The 21,105-nt window shown below is 65.7% G+C and carries 15 protein-coding genes; 7 read left to right on the top strand and 8 right to left on the bottom strand.

Annotated elements, in window-relative coordinates; all coding sequences use genetic code 11:
• Positions 1-94 precede the first annotated feature (94 nt).
• The 3 genes from xth to AC07XB_RS22440 all read right to left on the bottom strand — a co-directional run bounded on the left by xth (position 95) and on the right by AC07XB_RS22440 (position 2,871).
• The gene (gene xth / locus AC07XB_RS22450; RefSeq protein ID WP_492376223.1) at positions 95-892 is read right to left on the bottom strand and encodes an exodeoxyribonuclease III; all 798 of its coding nucleotides are present in this window, start codon (positions 890-892) and stop codon (positions 95-97) included.
• 125 nt (positions 893-1,017) lie between these two features.
• On the bottom strand, positions 1,018-1,413 hold the full coding sequence (locus AC07XB_RS22445) for a hypothetical protein (protein WP_492376224.1): 396 nt from the start codon (positions 1,411-1,413) through the stop codon (positions 1,018-1,020).
• Positions 1,414-1,458: 45 nt separating this feature from the next.
• Positions 1,459-2,871: an MFS transporter gene (locus AC07XB_RS22440; protein ID WP_492830869.1), complete on the bottom strand. Its 1,413-nt coding sequence runs from the start codon at positions 2,869-2,871 to the stop codon at positions 1,459-1,461.
• Between the two features lie 137 nt (positions 2,872-3,008).
• Here AC07XB_RS22440 and AC07XB_RS22435 point away from each other — a divergent pair, with 137 nt between their 5' ends.
• On the top strand, positions 3,009-3,899 hold the full coding sequence (locus AC07XB_RS22435) for a LysR family transcriptional regulator (RefSeq protein ID WP_492830868.1): 891 nt from the start codon (positions 3,009-3,011) through the stop codon (positions 3,897-3,899).
• Here the strand turns inward: AC07XB_RS22435 and hutC are convergent.
• Positions 3,896-4,609 carry a histidine utilization transcriptional repressor HutC gene (hutC, locus tag AC07XB_RS22430; protein WP_174422728.1) on the bottom strand — a complete coding sequence of 238 codons (714 nt, stop codon included), beginning with the start codon at positions 4,607-4,609 and terminating at the stop codon, positions 3,896-3,898. The genes AC07XB_RS22435 and hutC overlap by 4 nt on opposite strands.
• A gap of 277 nt (positions 4,610-4,886) precedes the next feature.
• On the opposite strand from hutC, the gene AC07XB_RS22425 reads away from it, so the two are divergent.
• Positions 4,887-6,116 (top strand): MFS transporter, encoded by a 1,230-nt coding sequence (locus AC07XB_RS22425; protein ID WP_492376227.1) that lies wholly within the window; start codon positions 4,887-4,889, stop codon positions 6,114-6,116.
• A 33-nt stretch (positions 6,117-6,149) separates the two neighbouring features.
• On the opposite strand, the gene AC07XB_RS22420 is transcribed toward AC07XB_RS22425, so the two are convergent.
• Both AC07XB_RS22420 and folD read right to left on the bottom strand, forming a co-directional pair.
• Positions 6,150-8,264: a M3 family metallopeptidase gene (locus tag AC07XB_RS22420; RefSeq protein ID WP_492830867.1), complete on the bottom strand. Its 2,115-nt coding sequence runs from the start codon at positions 8,262-8,264 to the stop codon at positions 6,150-6,152.
• A 129-nt stretch (positions 8,265-8,393) separates the two neighbouring features.
• Entirely contained in the window at positions 8,394-9,245 is an 852-nt protein-coding gene (folD, locus tag AC07XB_RS22415; protein ID WP_043345220.1) for a bifunctional methylenetetrahydrofolate dehydrogenase/methenyltetrahydrofolate cyclohydrolase FolD, read from the bottom strand.
• Between the two features lie 98 nt (positions 9,246-9,343).
• Between folD and AC07XB_RS22410 the strand changes: the two genes are divergently transcribed.
• Positions 9,344-10,036, top strand: a complete 693-nt coding sequence (locus tag AC07XB_RS22410; RefSeq protein WP_492807691.1) for a hypothetical protein — start codon at positions 9,344-9,346, stop codon at positions 10,034-10,036.
• A 65-nt stretch (positions 10,037-10,101) separates the two neighbouring features.
• Here the strand turns inward: AC07XB_RS22410 and AC07XB_RS22405 are convergent, their stop codons facing one another.
• Both AC07XB_RS22405 and AC07XB_RS22400 read right to left on the bottom strand, forming a co-directional pair.
• Positions 10,102-10,734, bottom strand: coding sequence for a response regulator transcription factor (locus AC07XB_RS22405; protein ID WP_006155997.1), 633 nt, complete (start codon positions 10,732-10,734; stop codon positions 10,102-10,104).
• Between the two features lie 134 nt (positions 10,735-10,868).
• A complete protein-coding gene (locus tag AC07XB_RS22400) occupies positions 10,869-13,457 on the bottom strand; it encodes a PAS domain S-box protein (RefSeq protein ID WP_492807689.1) in 2,589 nt (862 codons plus the stop codon).
• A gap of 430 nt (positions 13,458-13,887) precedes the next feature.
• Here AC07XB_RS22400 and aceE point away from each other — a divergent pair, with 430 nt between their 5' ends.
• The 4 genes from aceE (at position 13,888) to lpdA (ending at position 20,935) form a co-directional block, all read left to right on the top strand.
• Entirely contained in the window at positions 13,888-16,575 is a 2,688-nt protein-coding gene (gene aceE, locus AC07XB_RS22395; RefSeq protein WP_492375929.1) for a pyruvate dehydrogenase (acetyl-transferring), homodimeric type, read from the top strand.
• A gap of 165 nt (positions 16,576-16,740) precedes the next feature.
• The gene (aceF, locus tag AC07XB_RS22390; RefSeq protein WP_493688094.1) at positions 16,741-18,417 is read left to right on the top strand and encodes a dihydrolipoyllysine-residue acetyltransferase; all 1,677 of its coding nucleotides are present in this window, start codon (positions 16,741-16,743) and stop codon (positions 18,415-18,417) included.
• Positions 18,418-18,498: 81 nt separating this feature from the next.
• Complete coding sequence (locus AC07XB_RS22385) at positions 18,499-19,116, top strand: Ntn hydrolase family protein (RefSeq protein WP_150987807.1); 618 nt, start codon at positions 18,499-18,501, stop codon at positions 19,114-19,116.
• 28 nt (positions 19,117-19,144) lie between these two features.
• Entirely contained in the window at positions 19,145-20,935 is a 1,791-nt protein-coding gene (gene lpdA, locus AC07XB_RS22380; RefSeq protein WP_492826801.1) for a dihydrolipoyl dehydrogenase, read from the top strand.
• The last annotated feature ends 170 nt before the right edge of the window (positions 20,936-21,105 follow it).

Genomic DNA, 21,105 nt, shown 5'->3' with positions numbered 1-21,105 from the left:
CGCAAGTGTAGCCGTGCAGACGCCCGGACGCGAGCCGGTGGCTACCCGGATATGCCGACCGCCGGCTTGGTGGCCGGCGCCCTGGCGCAACGCCTCAGCCCAGGTCGAGCGTGGCCACCACCGGCGTGTGGTCCGAGGGCTGCTCCCAGGTGCGCGGCACGCGATCGATCACGCAGGCGCCGCACGCCTCGCGCAGGGCCGGCGACAGCAGGATGTGGTCGATGCGCAGGCCGGCGTTGCGGCGAAACGCAAACATGCGGTAGTCCCACCAGGAGAAGCTCTTCTCCGGCTGCTCGAACATGCGGAATGCGTCGGTCAGCCCAAGTGCCTCCAGCGCCCGGAACGCATCGCGCTCCGGCGGCGACACCAGGTTCTGCCCCTCCCACTTCTTGGGATCGTGCACATCCCGGTCTTCGGGTGCGATATTGAAGTCGCCCAGCAGCGCGAGCTTCGGGTACTTCACCATTTCCTCCTGCAGCCACGCGGTGATCGCCTGCAGCCAGCCCAGCTTGTAGGTGAACTTGTCGGAGTCCGGCGCCTGCCCGTTGGGGAAGTACGCGCATACCAGGCGCACGTCGCCATAGGTCGCCGCCACCACGCGCTGCTGGGGGTCGTCGAAGCCAGGGATATTTCGCACCACGTCGGTGGGCGTCGCCATGGTGGCATTGCGCGCCAGGATCGCCACGCCGTTGTATGTCTTCTGGCCGGTGAACACGCTGTGGAAGCCCGCGCTTTCCAGTTCGGCCAGCGGGTACTTGTCGTCCGGCATCTTCAGCTCCTGCAGGCACAGGGCATCGATCGGCGTATCGGCCTTTTCCTGCTCGCTCAACCAGTCCAGTACCTGCGGTAGCCGGACCTTCAGCGAGTTGACGTTCCAGGTTGCGATTCTCATGTTCAAATGGCTTGTTGATTGACGGTTGCCTGGGCGACATTGGAATTCGTCCCGGTGTCACCCTGGTTTGCCTGCACATTATGAACGACCGCTGCGGCCACAGGCACGTCGGGAGGCAGGTGTCCTCAGGCCCAGGTCTCATGCAAGTGTCGCCAAGTGACAAGCGCATCGTTCCCAGTCACGAACAGCGCCGAGGCACGCCGCTCGGAAGCGCCCGCGTTCCAGGCCTGCGTCTCCCGGTAGCTGACCGTGGCCGAGCGCGCGTCCTCATGCACGAGCGTCAACTCATCGATCCTGATTTGCAGCCCGGGCCGGGCGCCGCGCAGTCGTGCGAACAGCGCGGGAAAGCCGCCTGCCTCCATACGCGCACCGGTCGGCGAGATCATGCTGAAGTCCGGACCAAACCGTTGCAGCAGCGTTTCCAGTACGGCTTCGGGGCAAGCGGGGTTCGACAGCCATTGCTCGATCAGCACATGGGTGTCGGCGATTTCGCGCAGGCAAAGCGCGGCGATGTCAGGCATGGATGGTGTTTCCTTCAGGAGTAGGCAGGGCGGGTTGCCCCGGGGTTAGGGAAGCGTTGTCGATGCTGCCGGCTGGCAATGATGCCGGTCGTCCAGACGCCAGACGACAAGCAGCGGCACGAGGGAGCATAAGCCGGCGACGAGAAAACACCCATGGAACACCTGCGTCAGGACCGTGGAGTCGCTCGCCAGGGCAAGGTCGGCCATGCCTTGCCGGGCCAGCCACTGGCCCAGTAAAAGACTGGCCATGGCGACGCCAGCGCAAAACGACAACTGACGATTCAGATTCCATATTGCGCTGACGGGGCCCATTCCCGCTGGGGACACATTCAGCAGCGCCAGGGTTTGCGCAACGCTCGAGCAGATGCCGCCGCCGGCTCCCATCAGCAAGAAGGCGGCCACCATGCCCGGCCATTCGCCAGGTTCGCTCACGGTCGCCAGCATGGCGATGCCGGTCGCGTGTACCGTCATGGCCGGCAGCAGCAGGGCGCGGGGCCCTAGCCGGTTGAAGAGGCGCCCGGCCAGCGTCATGCCCGCAGCGGCGGCCAGGGCGTAGGGAATCATCAGCGCCCCCGCGCTGACGGCCTTCAGGCCTAGCACGCTGCGCAGGAAGAACATATTGAGCAGGCTGACGCCGGTAAACACGCCGGGCACGAACAGGTAGACGACCATGGCTGCCCGGAGCAGCGGATCCCGCAGAACACGGAAATCCAGGACTGGATGCTCCCGCCGGCGTACATGCCGCAAAAGCAGCAAGCCCGCGGCGACGCCGCCTGTGACAAGGGCGGTGCCCACGCGGGTCTGCCCGGTGTGCTCGAACCGGGACAAGCCGATCAGCAGCAGCGCAAGCGCCAGGCTGACCAGCCCGATGCCGGCAACGTCCGGCCTGTGTCCCTGGGTGGTTTCGCCGGAGCGCAGCCAAAGCACGGCAAGCACGAGCGCAACCAAGGCCAGCGGGATGTTGAGCCAGAATACCCAGCGCCATCCCAGGCTGTCCACGACGTAGCCGCCCATCAGTGGCGACAGCGCCGGCGCGAGCAGCGCGCAGGCCATCACGATCACTGACAGTTGCGCGCGCTCGTCCTGCGAGTAGAGGCGATAGGTCATGGCTTGCCCGACGGGAATCAAAAGCCCACCCCCCAGGCCTTGCAGCAGGCGCCAGGCGATCAGCGCCTCAATGCTGCCGGCGAATCCGGCGCCGGCCGCGGCTGCGGAAAAAATCCCCAGCGATGCCACGAAGATCGCTTTGTCTCCGTAGCGGCCGGCCAGCCAGGTGCTTGCCGGAATGACCAGCGTCAGCCCCAGCGTGTAGGCACTGGCCACCCATGCAACGGTCCCCACGGACGCCTGCAGTGACCGGCCGATATCGGGGAACGCGACCGATGCCATGAACATATTGACCAGGTCGATAAATAAGCCGAGGAGGTAGACCGACGCAACGCGTGATTTGTAGGGCATGGAAAGTCGAGCAATGGCGGCAAGCGCCATGCAGGTGCAGGCTGGAAGACGGCATTCTAGAAACCATGGAGGAATAAGAAAACAGCCTAGTGGCCGATATACTGTTCTCTGATTTTTGACAATGGAGCGCTGAGAACGTGATCAATCTGAACCGTCTGGCCATGTTCGTGGCCGTGGTGGAGTGTGGCTCGTTCACGGCGGCAGCCGGCACGCTGGGCACCACCAAGGCCGTGGTCAGCTTCAACGTGAAGCAGCTGGAGCAAGATCTATCGGTGGCATTGCTCACGCGCAGCACGCGGCGCCTGGCACTGACGGAGGCGGGCGAGCGGTTCTATCGCGACTGCTCGGTCTTGCTGCGGCAGGCTGAATCGGCCGTGGAGCAGGTCCGGTCTGGTCATGCGTCCTTCTCGGGCAGCTTGCGCGTCACGGCATCGGTGGATTACGGCAACCTCGTCGTCGCTCCCGCGCTGGCCGGGTTTGCCCGCCTGCATCCCGATCTGCGGGTGAGCTACCAGGCCAGCTCGACCCACGCTGACCTGATCGCAGAGCGGCTGGACGTAGCCATCCGGGTGGGGCCGCTGGAGGACTCGCGGCACCGCGCTAAGCCGATCGGGCATTTCAACCTAGTGATCGTGGCAAGCTCGGCGCTGCTGAGTGCAACCGGCGCGCCCGATTCGCTGCAGGCGATGGCGGCGCTGCCGTGGCTTGCCAATCGCGCGGGGCAGGGCGGGCAATGGACTCTGGCTGACCCACACGGCAAGCCGCACACGATCCGGGTCCGCAACGTGGCCCACGCGGATACGGCCTCGGCCTTGCTAGCGTTTGTGCTGGCCGGCTGTGGCGTCGCAGCGCTGCCCGAGTGGCTGCTTGACGACCATCTCAAGGGCGGACGGCTTCAGGTCCTGATGCCGGACCATGTCTTGCCAAGGGCCGAGGTCTTTGCGGTCTATCCGGATACGCGGCACGTCAGCGCCAAGGTCCGCGGGTTTATCGACCATCTGCGCGCATTGCGGCCCGGCCGTGCCTAGGGCTTGAACGAGCCCTCGATGGTGTAGCGCGACCCCGGATGCACCAGCCGTGCCAGCGTGATCGGCGAGCCCTGGCTTTCGGTGCGGCGGATCACGATCAGGCAGGGCTCGCTTGGCTTGACGCCCAGCAGCTCGGCCTCCTGCTCGGTGGGCAACTGCGCCTCGATGGAGTATTGCGCTTCCCATAGCGGTGCCACAGTCAGCAGGTAATTGGTAGGCGTGGTCTTGGTGAAGTCCACGTCGAGATAGTCAGGCGCGCGGGCGGGGTTGACGTAGCGGTCCTCGCACAGCAGCGGCACGCCGTTCTCGCTATGCACGATCAAGGTGTGGAAGACCTCGCTGCCGACGGGCAACCCGATGCGCGGCGCCAATGCCTCGGTGACGACTTCGGCGCGCGCCATGTGCACGTCGGAGCGGTGGCGGTGGCCCCGCTCCGTGATCTCGTCGTGCAGGTCGCGGATGGTCAGCGTGGACGACGCACGATAGGGCTGGGTGGCGAACGTGCCGACGCCCTGCACACGCTCCACCAGGCCTTCGGCCTGCAGTTCCCGCACCGCCCGGTTGGCGGTCATGCGGCTGACGCGGAACTGGGTGACCAGCTCGGATTCCGACGGCATCAGCGTGCCAGGCGGCCAGCGTCCGGCGCTGAGTCCGTCCTTCAGGTAGTTCTTGATGTGTGCGTAGGCGGCGGCGGGTGGCAGGTAGGTCATGGCACGCAGTTTACTTGACCGCGCTTGTCTAGCCAATTTCCATTGGCAGCGATTTTTCGTTTCAAGGTCGGCATCCGCCAGAAAAAAGGGGGCGGGTTTTGGCTTCGGGTGTGGCTCCGATCAGGGTAATCCCGGCTCGCTGATTTGTTGTCTTATCTTGTATATACAAGAATATGTGCCGCAATCGATGATTCCAGGATGCTGGAATCGCGGGCGGGCAGGCGAGAGGGCGACCGGAGACAACATGGCAAAGGTGAGCGCAAGGGGGAATGCGGGGATGAACATATTCCCGGGCTGGTATGTGGTTGGCGCGACGCACGTGCTGCTGGCGCTGATATTTGGCGCCGCGTACTCGTTTGGCGCATTTTTCGCGAGTATCCAGGAAGGCTTCGGGGTGGGCAGTTCGTCGGCGGCTTCCGTATTCTCATTCACCGCGCTGATTTACTACGTGGTGGGCGTATTCTCCGGGTCCCTGGCCGACCGTATCTCCACCCGCCGGGTCATTGCGATGGGCATTGTCTCGCTGGCGCTGGGATTTGCCATCGCCAGCGTCGTCACGGATTCGCTGGCGGGGTTCCTGGTGGCCTTCTGCTCGCTGGTGGGCCTGGGTGTAGGCCTGGTCTACGTGCCGGCGGTGACGGCGGTGCAGCGCTGGTTCGTCAGGCATCGCAGCCGGGCGTCGGGCCTTGCGCTGGCGGGCACCGGGCTTGGCACGTTCATCGGACCGGTGGTGGCGGGCCTGCTGATGGAGCATATGAGCTGGCAGGCGACAATGCGTTGCTTCGCGCTGGCCATCGCCGTGGTCGGGTTGGCAATGGCAATGCTGCTAAAGGGGCGCCCGGAAGAGGCCGGCCTGTATCCCGATGGCGCGCCTGCGGCGCCTGGCGTTGCCCATTCTCCCCCGCCATCCGGGCTCAGCTTGGCGCAGGCCGTGCGCGGCGGGCGATTCTGGTGGTACTTCGGCGCCATCCTGCTGGGCTCGGTTGGCCTGTTCGCCGCGCTGGTCCATATCCATCCGTACGCGCGGCAGCATGGCTTGTCTTCCACGGCCGGGAATCTGCTGATCGGGCTGGTGGGCGCCGGCAATATCCTGGGGCGCCTGTTGCTGGGCGGGCTCGGCGACAGGCTGGGTCCCGGGCGGCTGCTCATGTGCCTGACGCTGATGCTCGCGCTGCTCAACGGCGTGTGGCTTGGGGCCACAAGCTTCCCGGCGCTGGCGCTGTTTGCTGTCCTGTTCGGTGCGGCCAACGGCGGTTGCATCTCCTTGTACCCGGCGCTCGCTGCGACCTGGTTCGGCACGGCAAACCTCGGGGCGATCCTTGGGGGGTTGTACATCGCGGTGGGCATTGCCGCGATGGCGGGCGGCAGCCTCGCCGGCTGGCTCTTCGATGCCTACGGCAGTTACTCGGTGGCGATTGCGGTGAGCGGGGGCTGCGCGTTGCTGTCGACCACCTGCATTGCACGCGCGAGCCGCCATGAAAAAAGCGGCTCAGACCGAGCCGCTTAACCTCTTCTATTCTTCTATTAACGACGTGCTGCGTTAAGCCACCGCCATGCCGCCGTGCCGCAGCAGTGCGTCAATCTGCGGCGCGCGGCCGCGGAACGCGGTGAACGATTCCATGGCCGGGCGGCTGCCGCCCACCGACAGGATTTCCCTGCGGTAGCGTGCGCCGGTCTCGGCGTCGAGCACGGTGCCGGAGAGCTTCGCGGCTTCCTCGAAGGCCGCATAGACGTCGGCGGACAGCACTTCGGCCCACTTGTAGCTGTAGTAGCCCGCCGCATAGCCGCCGGCAAAGATATGGCTGAAGGTGTTCGGCCAGCGTGACAGCGGGTGCTGCGGCACCACATGGGCGCGATCGTTGATCTCCCTGGACAGCGCCAGCACGGACTTCTCGCCCGCGGGGTCGAAGCTGGTGTGCAGGTGCATGTCGAACGACGAGAACACGATCTGGCGCAGCGTCATCATGCCGTTCTGGAAGTTCTTCGCGGCCAGCATGCGCTCGAACAGCTCGCGCGGCAGCGGCTCGCCGGTGTCGACGTGCGCGGTCATGTCGGCCAGCACTTCGTACTCCCAGCAGAAGTTCTCCATGAACTGCGAGGGCAGCTCAACGGCATCCCATTCCACGCCATTGATGCCGGACACGCCCAGCTCGCCCACCTGGGTGAGCATATGGTGCAGGCCATGGCCGAATTCGTGGAACAGCGTGATCACTTCGTCGTGGGTGAAGATCGCGGGCTTGCCGCCCACCGGCGCCGTGAAGTTGCAGGTCAAGTAGGCCACCGGGGTTTGCACACGGCCGCCGTCCAGCAGCTTGCGGCCTCGGGCATCATCCATCCACGCGCCGCCGCGCTTGCCTTCGCGGGCGTAAAGGTCGATGTAGAACTGCGCCAGCAGCTCGCCCTCGGGCGATACCACGCGGAAGAAGCGCGCGTCTTCGTGCCACGTCTGGGCCTGGTCGGCTTCGATGCGCACCGAGAACAGCTTCTCCACCACGCTGAACAAGCCCTTGAGCACCTGCGGCTCGGGGAAGTATTGCTTTACCTCCTGCTCGGAGAAGGCGTAGCGCTGCTCGCGCAACTTTTCCGACGCGTAGGCCACGTCCCAGGGCGAGAGGTCGCTCAGGCCCAGCTCGCTTGCGGCGAATGCCTTGAGCTCGTCCCAGTCCTTCTCGGCATACGGACGCGCTTTGGCGGCCAGTTCGTCCAGAAAGCGCAGCACTTCGGCCGGGGATTCTGCCATCTTGGGCACCAGCGAGACCTCGCCGAAGGAGGCGTAGCCGAGCAACTGCGCTTCTTCGCGGCGCAGCGCGAGCTGCTCGCGCATATTGGCCGTGTTGTCCCACTCGGCCTTGCCCTGGCCGTACTGCTCAGCCAGTTCCGAGGCGCGGGTGACGCTGGCCTCGTACATGGTCTGGCGCAGCGCGCGGTCGTCCGCGTATTGCAGCACCGGGAAGTAGGAGGGGAAGTGCAGGGTGAATTTCCAGCCCGGCTTGCCGTCCTTTTCAGCGGCATGGCGCGCGGCTTCCAGCGCGTCTTCCGGGATGCCGCTCAGACGGCTTTCGTCCTCGATCAGCAGCGCGTAGGCATTGGTGGCATCGAGCACGTGGTCGGAGAAGGCCTTGGACAACTGGGCCTGCTGCTCCTGGATCGCGGCAAAGCGGGGCTTCTTGTCTTCGGGCAGTTCCGCGCCGCCCAGGCGGAAACCGCGCAACTCGTTTTCCATCAGTTGGCGCCGAGCCGCGCTCATGGTGGCGAATTCGGGGCTCGCGGCGATTGCCTTGTACTTGTCATAGAGCGCCAGGCTCTGGCCCAGCGACGACCAGAACTCGGTCATGCGCGGCAGGTTGTCGCTATGCGCCTGGCGCAAGGGCGGCGTATCCGCCACCGCGCTCAGGTGACCCACCACGCCCCAGGCGCGTCCCAGCGGCTCGGTGGCGGCTTCCAGCGCTTCCACGGCATTGGCCCACGTGGCTTCGGTGGCCGGGTCTTCGGCACGGTCGACGGCGGCTTGCGCGGTCGCCAGCAGCACGTCCAGCGCCGGGCCGATGTGCTCGGGGCGGATCTCGGAGAAACGCGGCAGGTCGGTGAAATCCAGCAGCGGATTGTCGCCGTTTGCGTGATTTGCAGCGTTGGCTTGGTTGGCGGCTTGGTCCATGACGTCTCTCTTGGCAGGGCCAGTAAGGGCAATGCCCCGCACATTGGGGCGGGGCAGCGGGATTTCCAGTGCCAGGCAGCACCCGGCGCGCAAGGCGCCGGCGCTGTCCGCGGCAGGCCGATACGACGTTCAGCCGGCCGCGCGCTCGGCGGCTTCCAGCGTATTGATCAGCAGCATCGTAATGGTCATCGGGCCAACGCCGCCCGGCACAGGGGTGATGTAGCCGGCCACTTCCTTGACGCCGTTGAAGTCGACATCGCCGCACAGCTTGCCATTGTCGTCGCGGTTCATGCCCACGTCGATCACGGCCGCCCCGGGCTTGACCATGTCAGCGGTGATGATGTTGCGCCGGCCCACGGCGGCCACGATCACGTCCGCGTCGCGCGTATGGGCGCCCAGGTCACGCGTCTTGCTGTTGCAGATGGTGACGGTGGCGCCGGCCTGCAGCAGCAGCATCGCCATCGGCTTGCCGACGATATTGGAGGCGCCGACCACCACCGCGCGGGCGCCGCGCAGCGGGAAATCGACCGATTCCAGCATCTTCATGCAGCCATAGGGCGTGCACGGGCGGAACAGCGGGGCGCCGGTCATCAGGGCGCCGGCATTGGCCACGTGGAAGCCGTCCACGTCTTTTTCCGGGGCGATCGCTTCGAGCACTTTGTGGCTGTCGATATGCTTGGGCAGCGGCAACTGCACCAGGATGCCGTGGATGTGCGGGTCGCGGTTCAGGGCGTCGATGCGGGCCAGCAGGTCGGCCTCGGACAGGTCGGCGGGGTAGCGGTCGAGCGAGGAATGGAAGCCATTGTCGTCGCAGGCCTTGACCTTGTTGCGCACATAAACCTGGCTAGCCTGGTCTTCGCCCACCAGGACCACGGCCAGGCCGGGCCGGTGGCCGCGTTCGGTCAGGCGGGCGGCGCGCTGGGCGGCTTCGGTGCGGAGTTGCTTGGCAAGGGCGTTGCCGTCGATGAGTTGGGCTGGCATGGGGATGGGCGCTGGAGAGCTGGAGGTGGTCAAAGCGGAATTATAAAGGTTGACGCAACCCGGGGCGCAGGAGAGTAGGGCGCTGGTAGCATGGCCGCATGGATGCCCCGAACCCTTTCGCCATGGCCGCCGCGGCCGAACCAGCTGTCCTCATCGTGCTCAGCCTGGCCGCCATGGCCTGGGCGCTGAGCCGCCGGCCTTGGCAACTGCTGCAGCGCGACGATTTGCAGCACGGCTGGCTGGGCGCGCTGGTGCTGCTGGCGCTGCTATGGACGGCCCGTGCGACGCTGCCGGGCGGGCTGGCGATCCAGCTGTTCGGCGCCACCCTGATGGTGACCCTGTTCGGGCTGCCGCTGGCCCTGCTGTCGCTGTTCGTGGTGGATCTGGTGTCGTTCCTGGGGCTGGGCTACCTGGCTGGCGACACCTGGGCCCGGCTGGACTGGGCGGCGCTATGGCCGCGCTATGTCTGGATGGGGTTGTTGCCCGCCTTGTTGTCGGCCGCGCTGCAGGGGGCCATGCGCCGGCTGCTGCCGCGCCATCCCTTTGTGTTCATCCTCGGCCATGGCTACTTTGCCGCCGGGCTGGCCGCCCTGGGCGCGGGGGCGGCGCGCGCGGTCTGGCGTAGCTACAGCGTGGGCGACGGGGTGCTGTCGCTGCCCGATACGCTGACCGCCGTGCTGATCCTGGCGTTTGGCGAGGCCTTTCTCACGGGCATGCTGGTGGCGGTGTTCGTGGTCTACAAGCCGCAATGGGTCGTGACCTTTCGCGACGAGGAGTACCTCGGGCGTTGAGCTGGCACCCCCCCGCAAGCTCGGCGGGGGGCTTCGGCGCCGGCTCGGCTGTTTCGGCTGTTGCTTCAGCTGTTTTTGGACAGGGCCAGGCGCAGCAGGTCGGCCACGGTGTTGACGTTGAGCTTTTCCATGATGTTGGCGCGGTGCGCCTCCACGGTCTTGATGGAAATGCCCAGGTCGTCGGCAATCTGCTTGTTCAGCCGGCCGGCCACGATGCGCTCCAGCACCTGCTGCTCGCGCGTGGTGAGCTTGCCCAGCAGGTCCTTGGCGGCGCGCTGCTCGCGGGCGGCGGAATGGTCGGTGCGGGCCTTTTGCAGCATGCGCTCCACCAGCGATCGCAGTTCGGACTCATCGAACGGCTTTTCGATGAAGTCGATTGCGCCCTTCTTCATGGTGGAGACTGCCATCGGCACGTCGCCGTGGCCGGTGATGAAGACGATCGGGATATTGATGTTCTCCGCGATCATGCGTTCCTGCAGCTCGGGCCCGCTCATGCCCGGCATCCGCACGTCCAGGATCAGGCAGGAGACCTGGCCCGAGTCGTAGGCGGAAAGGAACTGTTCGGCGCTGGTAAAGCTGCGAACCTGGTAGCCATTGCCCTCCAGCAGCCAGGTCAGCGAGTCGCGCATGGCTTCATCGTCGTCGACGATGAAGACGGTCTCGCCGCGGTGGGAGGTGGGGTTTGGCGTTACGGTCATGAAGTCTCCTGGGACATCAAAGTCATTTGCCGCCAAGTGTAACCGGGCCGGGCGGCAAGCGACAGGGGCGGCCCTGGCGCGCCTGATCCTGTCTTGGCAATGCCGGGCGGCCCGCCCGGCGCCTTATTGGTCGGTTATTGGTCGATCAGCGCCGGCTGCAGCGGCAGCATGATCTTGAACGTGCAGCCGATGCCGTCGGCATTGTTCTCTACCCACAGGCGCCCCTGGTGGGACTCGATGATGGAGCGGCAGATATTCAGGCCCATGCCCATGCCGTCGGACTTGGTGCTGAAGAACGGTTCAAACAGGCGTTCTTTCGTGGCTTCGTCAACGCCAGGGCCCTGGTCGATCACGTCGATGCGCATGTTCGGGCCGATCTCGCCCGGCTCGATGCGCGCGTGCAGGCGCACCACGCCGGTGGCGCGCAGCGCCGGCAGCCCGGCCATGGCCTCGACGGCGTTCTTAAGCAGGTTGACCAGCACCTGCTCGATCAGCACCGGATCGACGAACAGCACCACCGGCGGCGCCGGCAGCCGGGTCAGGATGGTGACGCGGCGGCGGGTGGCCTCCAGGTCGGCCAGCCCGACCGCGTCGGCCACGATGTCGTGCAGGGCGGCTTCGCGGCGCTGGGGCTGGCTGCGCTTCACGAAGCCCCGGATGCGGCTGATGATGGTGCCGGCGCGCACGGCCTGCGCCGAGGTCTTCTCCAGGATCGGGATCAGGTCCTCGGCGGTGCTGCGCCCGGAGCGCAGCCGGGCCACCGCGCCCATGCAGTAGTTGTTGATGGCCGCCAGCGGCTGGTTCAGCTCGTGCGCGAGCGACGACGCCATCTCGCCCATGGTGGTCAGGCGGCTGGTGAACTGCAGCCGTTCCTCATGCTGGCGCGCCATTTCCTCGGCGGCCTTGCGCACCGTGATATCGGTGGCGATCTGCATCTGCGCCAGATGGCCGTCGACCCACTGAATGTAGCGGCGGCGCACTTCGAACCATTTCTGCATGTCGGGCACGAAGACTTCCCGCGCGTCCGAGGAGTAGGGCATCAGCTCCGAGGCTGGCAGGCCGGCGTAGGCGTCGACGAAGTCGGTGGCGTCGCTGGAGACCTGCTCCTTGTCGACCTCGCCGCCGGCCAGCTTCAGGTGGCCCTCGGCTTCCCAGCCGAACAGCTGGCGGTAATAGCGGTTGGCGAACAGCAGCTCGGGCTTGTCGGTGGCCAGCACGGACACCGCGGCGTCCAGGCTTTCCAGCACCGTGGTGAAACGGTCGTGGGCGGCGGCGAGCTCCTCGCGGGCGCGCTTGGGCTCGGTGATATCCGTCATCGAGGCCATCCAGCCGGTGTGCCTGCCGCGGCTGTCCACCAGCGGCGAGACATACATGCGGGCGTAGAAGCTGCTGCCGTCGCGCCGCATGGCGCGCATCTCATAGCCGCTGGCCGGGGATTTGCCCTGCAACGTCAGGTCGATCTGCTTTTGCATCTCCTGATGGTCATTGGGCGGCCAATAAGGGAAGGGCGGCACGCGGCCGACCAGGTCGCTGTCCTGCCAGCCGGTCATGCGGCAGAAGGCGGGATTGACGTAAGTGATGCGGCCATTCAGGTCGAGTGCGCGCAATCCGATCAGCATCGAGTTTTCCATCGCGCGGCGAAACGACGTCTCAGCCAGCAAGGCGCGCTGCGCCTCGGAGCGCCGGCTGGTGTGGCGCCACATGCTCCACAGGCTCCACAGCAGGAAGCACGACAGCCCCACCACCAGCCACAGCAGCATGTTGTTGGGCAGGTTGGAGGCGGGCGGGTAGGCGTCGGCGCGCAGCGACAACGAGTGCCCCGGCGGGTCCAGCAGCACCTCGTAGGACAGCGCGTTGCCCGGCACCGGCCGCAACGAAGTGCTGGCGCGGATCTGGTTGTTCTTGTCGATCAGCGAGAAGCGGTAGCGCTCGGTCAGCTCCGGCGGCAGCAGGTGGGTCAGGATGCCGTTGATGGAGTAAAGCGCGCCGAGGGTGCCGAGGAACTCGTTGTCCCGTACGATCGGCACCTCCATCAGCATGAAGCTGTCGCCGCGGTCGTTGACCAGCGGGCGCGAGTACACCACGCGCTGGGTTTCGCGCGCTGCGTCGAAGGTATCGAGCACCTCGGGCTCCAGCGGCTGGTCCTGGGTTTCGCGCAGCCGGCTGGCGAATTCGGAGGTGGACGGCAGCGACCAGCGCCCGCGCCGGGTCGCATCCAGCCAGTTGACGAAGACGATTTCCGGGTTCTCGCGCAGGATTTCCTGCGCGGCGGTGCGGTAGGCGCCCTGGTCCAGCTGGGCGGCGGCGATGTCGCGCGCCAGCGAGGCTAGCTGGTCCTGGTTGCTCAGCAGGGACAGGCGCACGCGCTGCTGGGCCCAGGCAGCGTCGCGATAAAGCGCGTCGCGTTGCTGCTGGCGCTCGGTTTCATGGAGCGACCACAGGATCACGCCCATCGCCACCGTGAACAGCACGATCGCTATCAGCGGGATGAACATGAACCAGCTGGTCGCCACCAGGTTGCGCCAGCGCAGCCACCACAATCCGCGCGGCGGCCCGTTGACGGCGGCGGGCTCGTCCACGTGGCCAAGCGTATCGAGGGGCGTCAGCGGGTTGGGCGGGGCGACCAGCGTAGGGTCGCTGCCGCTCGCCTTGGCGGAGCCGGAAGCGGAGGGAGGGACGACTGCGGCGCGGAGGTGGGAAAAGAAATCTTTGAGGGACGGCATGGTGGGATTGACGACTGACCGACCAGTGTAGCGGGATTGCGGCGCCCCGTCGCTTGGGGTAAGCGCCAATGCGGCACTGCGGCATTCCTGCCGAAGGCGCGGCGGGTCGGCGGCGTTTGGTGGCAAGGGCTGGCGCAGTTTTGTGGTGCGCTGCCGCAATATTTCGCATTGTAAGAAACCATATCGCAATTTGAAAATTAGGCTTGTCTTGCCCAATGTGCTTCCATAGAATCGGTCCGACCGAAAAGTGCGGACGGCAGTGCTGCGTCCGGTCCTGCCAGCCTCGCTGGCAAGCCCGGGCGAAGCGCTAGCGAAGGACCGTGCGAAGACACTCGCGGCCCGCGCGCCGTACCGTAGTCACACCGTCAGGCCGGGGCTCCCACCACAAGAATCAGGGGGCACCGAGGCAGGAATTCACCAGGAGACAGTCATGTCAGCTGTACCAGAGCAGATCCTCGGCGCAAGCAGCGCCAACGACGCCGATCCCCAGGAAACCCACGAGTGGCTTGATGCCCTGCAGGGCGTGATCGCCGCCGAAGGCACCGACAGGGCCGCCTTCCTGATCGACAAGCAGATCGAATACGCACGCGTGAACGGCGTCACCCAGCCGTTCCACGCTGAAACGCAGTACATCAACACCATCCCGGTGGAGCAGCAGGCCCGCATTCCCGGCGACCAGGACATCGAGCACCGCATCCGCTCGTACACCCGCTGGAACGCCATGGCGATGGTGCTGCGCGCCAACAAGCACACCAACGTTGGCGGCCATATTTCCTCGTTTGCCTCGGCGGCCACGCTGTATGACGTCGGCTACAACCACTTCTGGCACGCTCCGTCCGAGAAACACGGCGGCGACCTGGTGTTCGTGCAGGGCCACTCGGCCCCGGGCGTGTATTCGCGCGCCTTCCTGCTCGGCCGCCTGAGCACGGAACAACTCGACAGCTTCCGCCAGGAAGTCGACGGCAAGGGCATCTCGTCCTACCCGCACCCGTGGCTGATGCCGGACTTCTGGCAATTCCCGACGGTGTCGATGGGCCTGGGCCCGATCATGGCCATCTACCAGGCCCGCTTCATGAAGTACCTGCACAGCCGCGGCCTGGTGCAGACCGAAGGCCGCAAGGTCTGGGCCTTCCTGGGCGACGGCGAGACCGATGAGCCGGAATCGCTGGGCGCCATCGGCATGGCCGGGCGCGAGAAGCTGGACAACCTGGTGTTCGTGATCAACTGCAACCTGCAGCGCCTGGATGGCCCGGTGCGCGGCAACGGCAAGATCATCCAGGAACTCGAATCCGAGTTCCGCGGCGCCGGCTGGAACGTGATCAAGGTGGTGTGGGGCAGCCGCTGGGACCAGCTGCTGGCACGCGACAAGAAGGGCCTGCTGATGAAGCGCATGATGGATTGCGTGGACGGCGAGTACCAGACCTTCAAGGCCAAGGACGGCGCCTACGTGCGCGAGCATTTCTTCAATACCCCTGAGCTCAAGGCGATGGTGGCCGACTGGTCCGACGAGGACATCTGGCGCCTGAACCGTGGTGGCCACGATCCGCACAAGATCTACGCCGCCTATAGCGCCGCCAACGAACACAAGGGCCAGCCCACGCTGATCCTGGCCAAGACCATCAAGGGCTATGGCATGGGCGATGCCGGCCAGGCCATGAACATCAGCCACCAGCAAAAGAAGATGCCGGTGGACGCGATCCGCCGCTTCCGCGACCAGTTCAACATCCCGGTCTCCGACGACAAGATCGAGGAAGTGCCGTACATCACCTTCGAGGAAGGCTCGAAGGAACTGGAATACATGCGCGCCCGCCGCATGGACCTGGGCGGCTACCTGCCGGCCCGCCGCCAGAAGGCAGAGGCCCTGAAGGTGCCTGAGCTGTCCGCCTTCGACGCGCTGCTCAAGGCCACCAGTGAAGGCCGTGAAGTGTCCACCACCATGGCCTTCGTACGGATCCTGAACACGCTGCTCAAGGACAAGCAGATCGGCAAGCACGTGGTGCCCATCGTGCCCGACGAGTCGCGTACCTTCGGCATGGAAGGCCTGTTCCGCCAGATCGGCATCTGGAACCAGCAAGGCCAGAAGTACGTGCCGGAAGACCACGACCAGCTGATGTTCTACAAGGAATCGCAGACTGGCCAGGTGCTGCAGGAAGGCATCAACGAAGCCGGCGCCATGTGCGACTGGATCGCCGCCGCCACGTCGTACTCGACGCACGGCATCCAGATGATCCCGTTCTACATCTATTACTCGATGTTCGGCATCCAGCGTATCGGCGACCTGTGCTGGGCGGCCGCCGACATGCGCTCGCGCGGCTTCCTGCTGGGCGGCACCTCGGGCCGCACCACGCTCAACGGCGAAGGCCTGCAGCACGAAGACGGCCACTCGCATGTGTTCCATGCCGTGATCCCGAACTGCATCTCGTATGACCCGACCTTCCAGTACGAGCTGGCGGTGATCATGCAGGACGGCCTGCGCCGCATGTACGCCGAGCAGGAAGACGTCTACTACTACCTGACGGTGATGAACGAGAACTACGAGCATCCGGAAATGCCGGCTGGCGTAGAGGGCGACATCGTCAAGGGCATGTACCAGTTCAAGAAGGGCGTGGAAAACAGCAATGCGCCGCGTGTGCAGCTGCTGGGTTCGGGCACGATCTTCCGCGAGGTGATCGCCGCTGCCGACCTGCTCAAGAAGGACTGGGGCGTGGAATCGGACCTGTGGGGTTGCCCGAGCTTTACCGAACTGGCCCGCGAAGGCCACGACGTGGAGCGTTGGAACCTGCTGCACCCGAGCGAGCCGCAACGCGAGTCGCACGTGACCAAGAGCCTCAAGTCGGTGCGCGGCCCGGTGATCGCCTCGACCGATTACGTGCGCGCCTTTGTCGACCAGATCCGTCCCTTCGTGCCGCGTCGTTTCGTGGTGCTGGGCACCGACGGTTTCGGCCGCTCGGACACCCGCGAGAAGCTGCGCCACTTCTTCGAGGTGGACCGTCACTGGGTGACGCTGGCTGCACTGAAGGCGCTGGCTGACGAAGGTGCCATCGGTCGCGACAAGGTGGCCGAAGCCATCAAGAAGTACAACCTCGACCCCAACAAGCCGAACCCGATGTCGGTCTAAGCAGGCCGACTGCACGAACCCCCGCAGGAGCGGCAATGCCGCGTGCGCGGGCGCCGGGCTGATTCCCGGCGCCTTGCGGCGCGGCGGCGTGACAGATCACGGCGGTGAGGGTAACCTCACACGCTCGTGTTTGTCGTGCGCGCTGGCCTGCCCAGGAGACACTGAATGAGTCAAGCGATTGAAATCAAGGTGCCGGATATCGGCGATTACGACGCCGTTCCCGTCATCGAAGTGCACGTGAAACCGGGCGACACCATCAACGCGGAAGACGCGCTGGTGACCCTGGAATCGGACAAGGCCACGATGGACGTGCCTTCGCCCCAGGGCGGCACAGTCAAGGAAGTCAGGATCAAGATTGGCGACAACGTCGCCGAAGGCACCGTGCTGGTGATGCTGGAGCCTGCCGGTGCGGCTGCCGCCGCGCCCGCACCGGCCGCAGCCGCACCGGCTCCCGCAGCCGCCGCCGCCGCGCCTGCTCCCGCCCCGACGCCGGCCCCGGCCCCGGCGGCAGCCAGCGCTCCCGCGCCGGCCGCTGCCGCAGGCCCGGTCGAGGTCAAGGTGCCGGACATCGGCGACTACGACTCGGTCCCGGTGATCGAAGTCCACGTCAAGCCGGGCGACACCATCAACGCCGAAGACGCGCTGGTGACGCTGGAGTCCGACAAGGCCACCATGGACGTGCCGTCGCCGGCCGCCGGGGTGGTCAAGGAAGTCCGGATCAAGGTCGGTGACAACGTCGCCGAAGGCACGCTGATCCTGATTCTCGAAGGCGCCGCCGGTGCTCCGGCCAGCGCGCCTGCCGCTGCTGCCCCGGCTGCTGCTGCTCCGGCTGCCGCTCCCGCTCCCGCAGCCAGCGCTCCGGCCCCGGTCCCTGCGGCCGCGCCCGCCGCGGCTGCTCCGGTAGCCGGCGTGACCGGCACCGCTGCCCATGCCAGCCCCTCCGTGCGCAAGTTCGCGCGTGAGCTGGGTGTGGATGTGTCGCGCGTGCCGGGCACCGGCCCCAAGGGGCGGATCACCCAGGACGACGTGCAGGCCTACGTCAAGGGCGTGATGAGCGGTCAGGCCGCAGCCCCGGCAAAGGCAGCCGCTGCCCCGGCTGGTGGTGGCGAGCTGAACCTGCTGCCGTGGCCGAAGGTGGATTTCACCCGTTTCGGCGAGGTCGAAAGCAAGCCACTGTCGCGCATCAAGAAGCTCTCGGGCGCGAACCTGCATCGCAACTGGGTGATGATTCCCCACGTCACCAATCACGACGAGGCCGACATCACCGAGCTGGAAGCCTTCCGCGTGCAGCTCAACAAGGAATACGAGAAGCAAGGCGTCAAAGTCACCATGCTGGCCTTCATGATCAAGGCCACCGTCGCCGCGCTGAAGAAATTCCCGAATTTCAACGCCTCGCTCGATGGCGAGAACCTGGTGCTGAAGCAGTATTTCAACATCGGTTTCGCCGCTGACACGCCGAACGGCCTGGTTGTGCCGGTGATCAAGAACGCCGACAAGAAGGGCGTGATCGAGATCGGCCAGGAAATGAACGAACTGGCCAAGCTGGCGCGCGACGGCAAGCTCAAGCCGGACCAGATGCAAGGCGGCTGCTTCTCGATCTCCTCGCTGGGCGGCATCGGCGGCACGTATTTCACGCCGATCATCAACGCGCCGGAAGTGGCCATCATGGGCGTGTGCAAGTCGTACCAGAAGCCGGTGTGGGATGGTAAGCAGTTCGTGCCACGCCTGACGCTGCCGCTGTCGCTGTCGTGGGATCACCGCGTCATCGACGGTGCGGAAGCGGCTCGCTTCAACACCTATTTCGGTCAGTTACTGGCCGATTTCCGCCGCATCCTGCTGTAAGGCGGGCAGGGCGCGCCCGGCCTCGCGGCCATGCGCGCCCTTACCTGCAACGTCTGCAACCTGCAAACAGGAAGCGAGCCCATGACTACCTGCGTTGTCGTCAAGAAGGCCGGCGAAGTGGCGATTGCCGCCGACGCGCTGGTGACGTTTGGCGACACCCGGCTCACGCGCGCCTACGAGCGCAACCAGAAGGTGTTCCCGGTGGGTGACAGCTTCGTGGCGCTCGCCGGCACCACCGCGCACTTCCCGGTCATGCGCAGCCTGTTGGCCGGGCTGGGCGAGGATTGCCGGCTGGGTTCGCGCGATGACGTCTTCCGGACCTTCCTCAAGGTGCATGAAAAACTCAAGAACGAGTATTTCATCAACACCAAGGAGGACGAGGACGATCCTTACGAGTCCTCGCAGATCGTCTGCCTGATTGCCAATCCGGCCGGCATCTTCGGCGTGTATTCATACCGCGAAGTCTTCTCGTTCGATCGCTTCTGGGGCATTGGCTCGGGGCGCAACTACGCGTTGGGCGCCATGCACGCGGTCTACGACCAGCCGGGCCTGGCTGCCCGCGAGATCGCGCGGATCGGGGTGGATGCAGGGGTGGAGTTCGACAAGAGTTCGGCAGGCCCGGTCGAGGTGCAGGTGGTGCAACTGGCTGACATGGCTGGCGACGGAGCAACCAATAACGATGGCGCGCCCCGCATCTGAAGCGGAGTGCGTTCTTGAGGAGCAAAACATGAGTGTGATCGAAGTCCAGGTGCCGGATATCGGCGATTTCGACGCGGTGGAAGTCATCGAGGTGCTGGTCAAGGCTGGCGATACGGTCGAGCAGGAGCAGTCGCTGATCGTGCTCGAGTCCGACAAGGCCAGCATGGATGTGCCGTCATCCGCCGCCGGCAAGGTGGTGGAGGTGCGCGTCAAGGTGGGCGACAAGGTCGCCAAGGGCGCCGTCATCTGCACGCTGGAGAGCGAAGCCGCGGCCAAGCCGGCGGCCGCGCCGGTCCCTGCGCCCGCGCCTGCGCAGGCATCCGCGCCCGCGGCGGCTCCAGCTCCGGCTGCGGCTCCCGTGGCCGCCGCGCATGCGGGCAGCGCGGATATTACCTGCGACATGCTGGTGCTCGGCGCCGGCCCTGGTGGCTACTCGGCCGCCTTCCGCAGCGCCGATCTCGGCATGAACACCGTGCTGGTCGAGCGCTACAGCACGCTCGGCGGCGTCTGCCTGAATGTGGGCTGCATCCCCTCGAAGGCGCTGCTGCACAACGCCGCCGTGATCGACGAAGCCAAGGCCCTGGCGGCCCACGGCATCCTGTTCGGCGAGGCCAAGATCGACCTCGACGGGCTGCGCCACTACAAGGAAACGGTGGTCGGCAAGCTGACCGGCGGCCTGGCCGGCATGGCCAAGGCCCGCAAGGTACAGGTCGTGCGCGGTATCGGCACCTTCCTCGACCCGCATCACCTCGAGGTGCAGGAAACCGAAGGCGGCGCCAAGGCGACGACAGGCAAGAAGACGGTGATCCGCTTCGAAAAAGCCGTCATCGCCGCCGGCAGCCAGGCAGTCAAGTTGCCTTTCATCCCCGAGGACCCACGTATCGTCGACTCCACCGGCGCGCTGGAACTGCCGGAAGTGCCCAACAAGATGCTGGTCATCGGCGGTGGCATCATCGGGCTGGAAATGGCCACGGTGTACAGCACGCTGGGCGCCAACATCGACGTGGTGGAAATGCTCGATGGCCTGATGCAGGGCGCCGACCGCGACCTGGTCAAGGTCTGGGACAAGATGAACAAGAAGCGCTTCGACAAGGTCATGCTCAAGACCAAGACGGTCGGCGTGGAAGCGAAGCCGGACGGCATCTACGTCAAGTTCGAAGGCGAACAGGCGCCGGCCGAGCCGCAACGCTACGACCTGGTGCTGGTGTCGGTGGGCCGCGTGCCCAACGGCAAGCGCATCGGCGCGGAGAAGGCGGGGGTGGCGGTCACGGATCGCGGCTTTATCGACGTCGACAAGCAGATGCGCACCAATGTGCCGCACATCTTCGCTATCGGCGACATCGTGGGCCAGCCCATGCTGGCCCACAAGGCGGTGCACGAAGCGCACGTGGCAGCGGAAGCCGCGCACGGCGAGAAGGCCTACTTTGATGTCAAGCAGATTCCGTCGGTGGCCTACACCGATCCGGAAGTGGCCTGGGCCGGCGTGACCGAAGACCAGTGCAAGGCGCAGGGGATCAAGTACAGCAAGAGCGTGTTCCCGTGGGCAGCTTCCGGCCGTGCTATCGCCAATGGCCGCGACGAAGGCTTTACCAAGCTGATCTTCGACGAGGAAACCCACCGGATCATCGGCGGGGGCATCGTTGGCATGCATGCCGGCGACCTGATCAGCGAAGTCTGCCTGGCAGTCGAGATGGGTGCCGATGCGGTGGATATCGGCAAGACCATCCACCCGCATCCGACGCTGGGCGAATCCATCGGCATGGCAGCCGAAATCTACGAAGGTGTCTGCACCGACGTCCCGCCGCCGCGCAAGCGCTAAGCCCGGACGTTAGCGACACGAGGGAGGCCCGCCGTATGGCGGGCCTTTTTACATCTCGATCCGCAATTAACCGCCAGATTTTTTCCGCGTACGCTTGCGGCTACGCCGGTCAAAGCTTGCTTGCACAGGGGAGGGCGTGTGTCAGTGTGTCCGCTTGCCCATGTGTCGCG

It is taken from the genome of Cupriavidus sp. GW821-FHT02F09, from assembly GCF_059421605.1.
The sequence above is the reverse complement of the archived record's forward strand: the minus strand, read 5'-3'. Positions and strand labels throughout refer to the sequence as shown.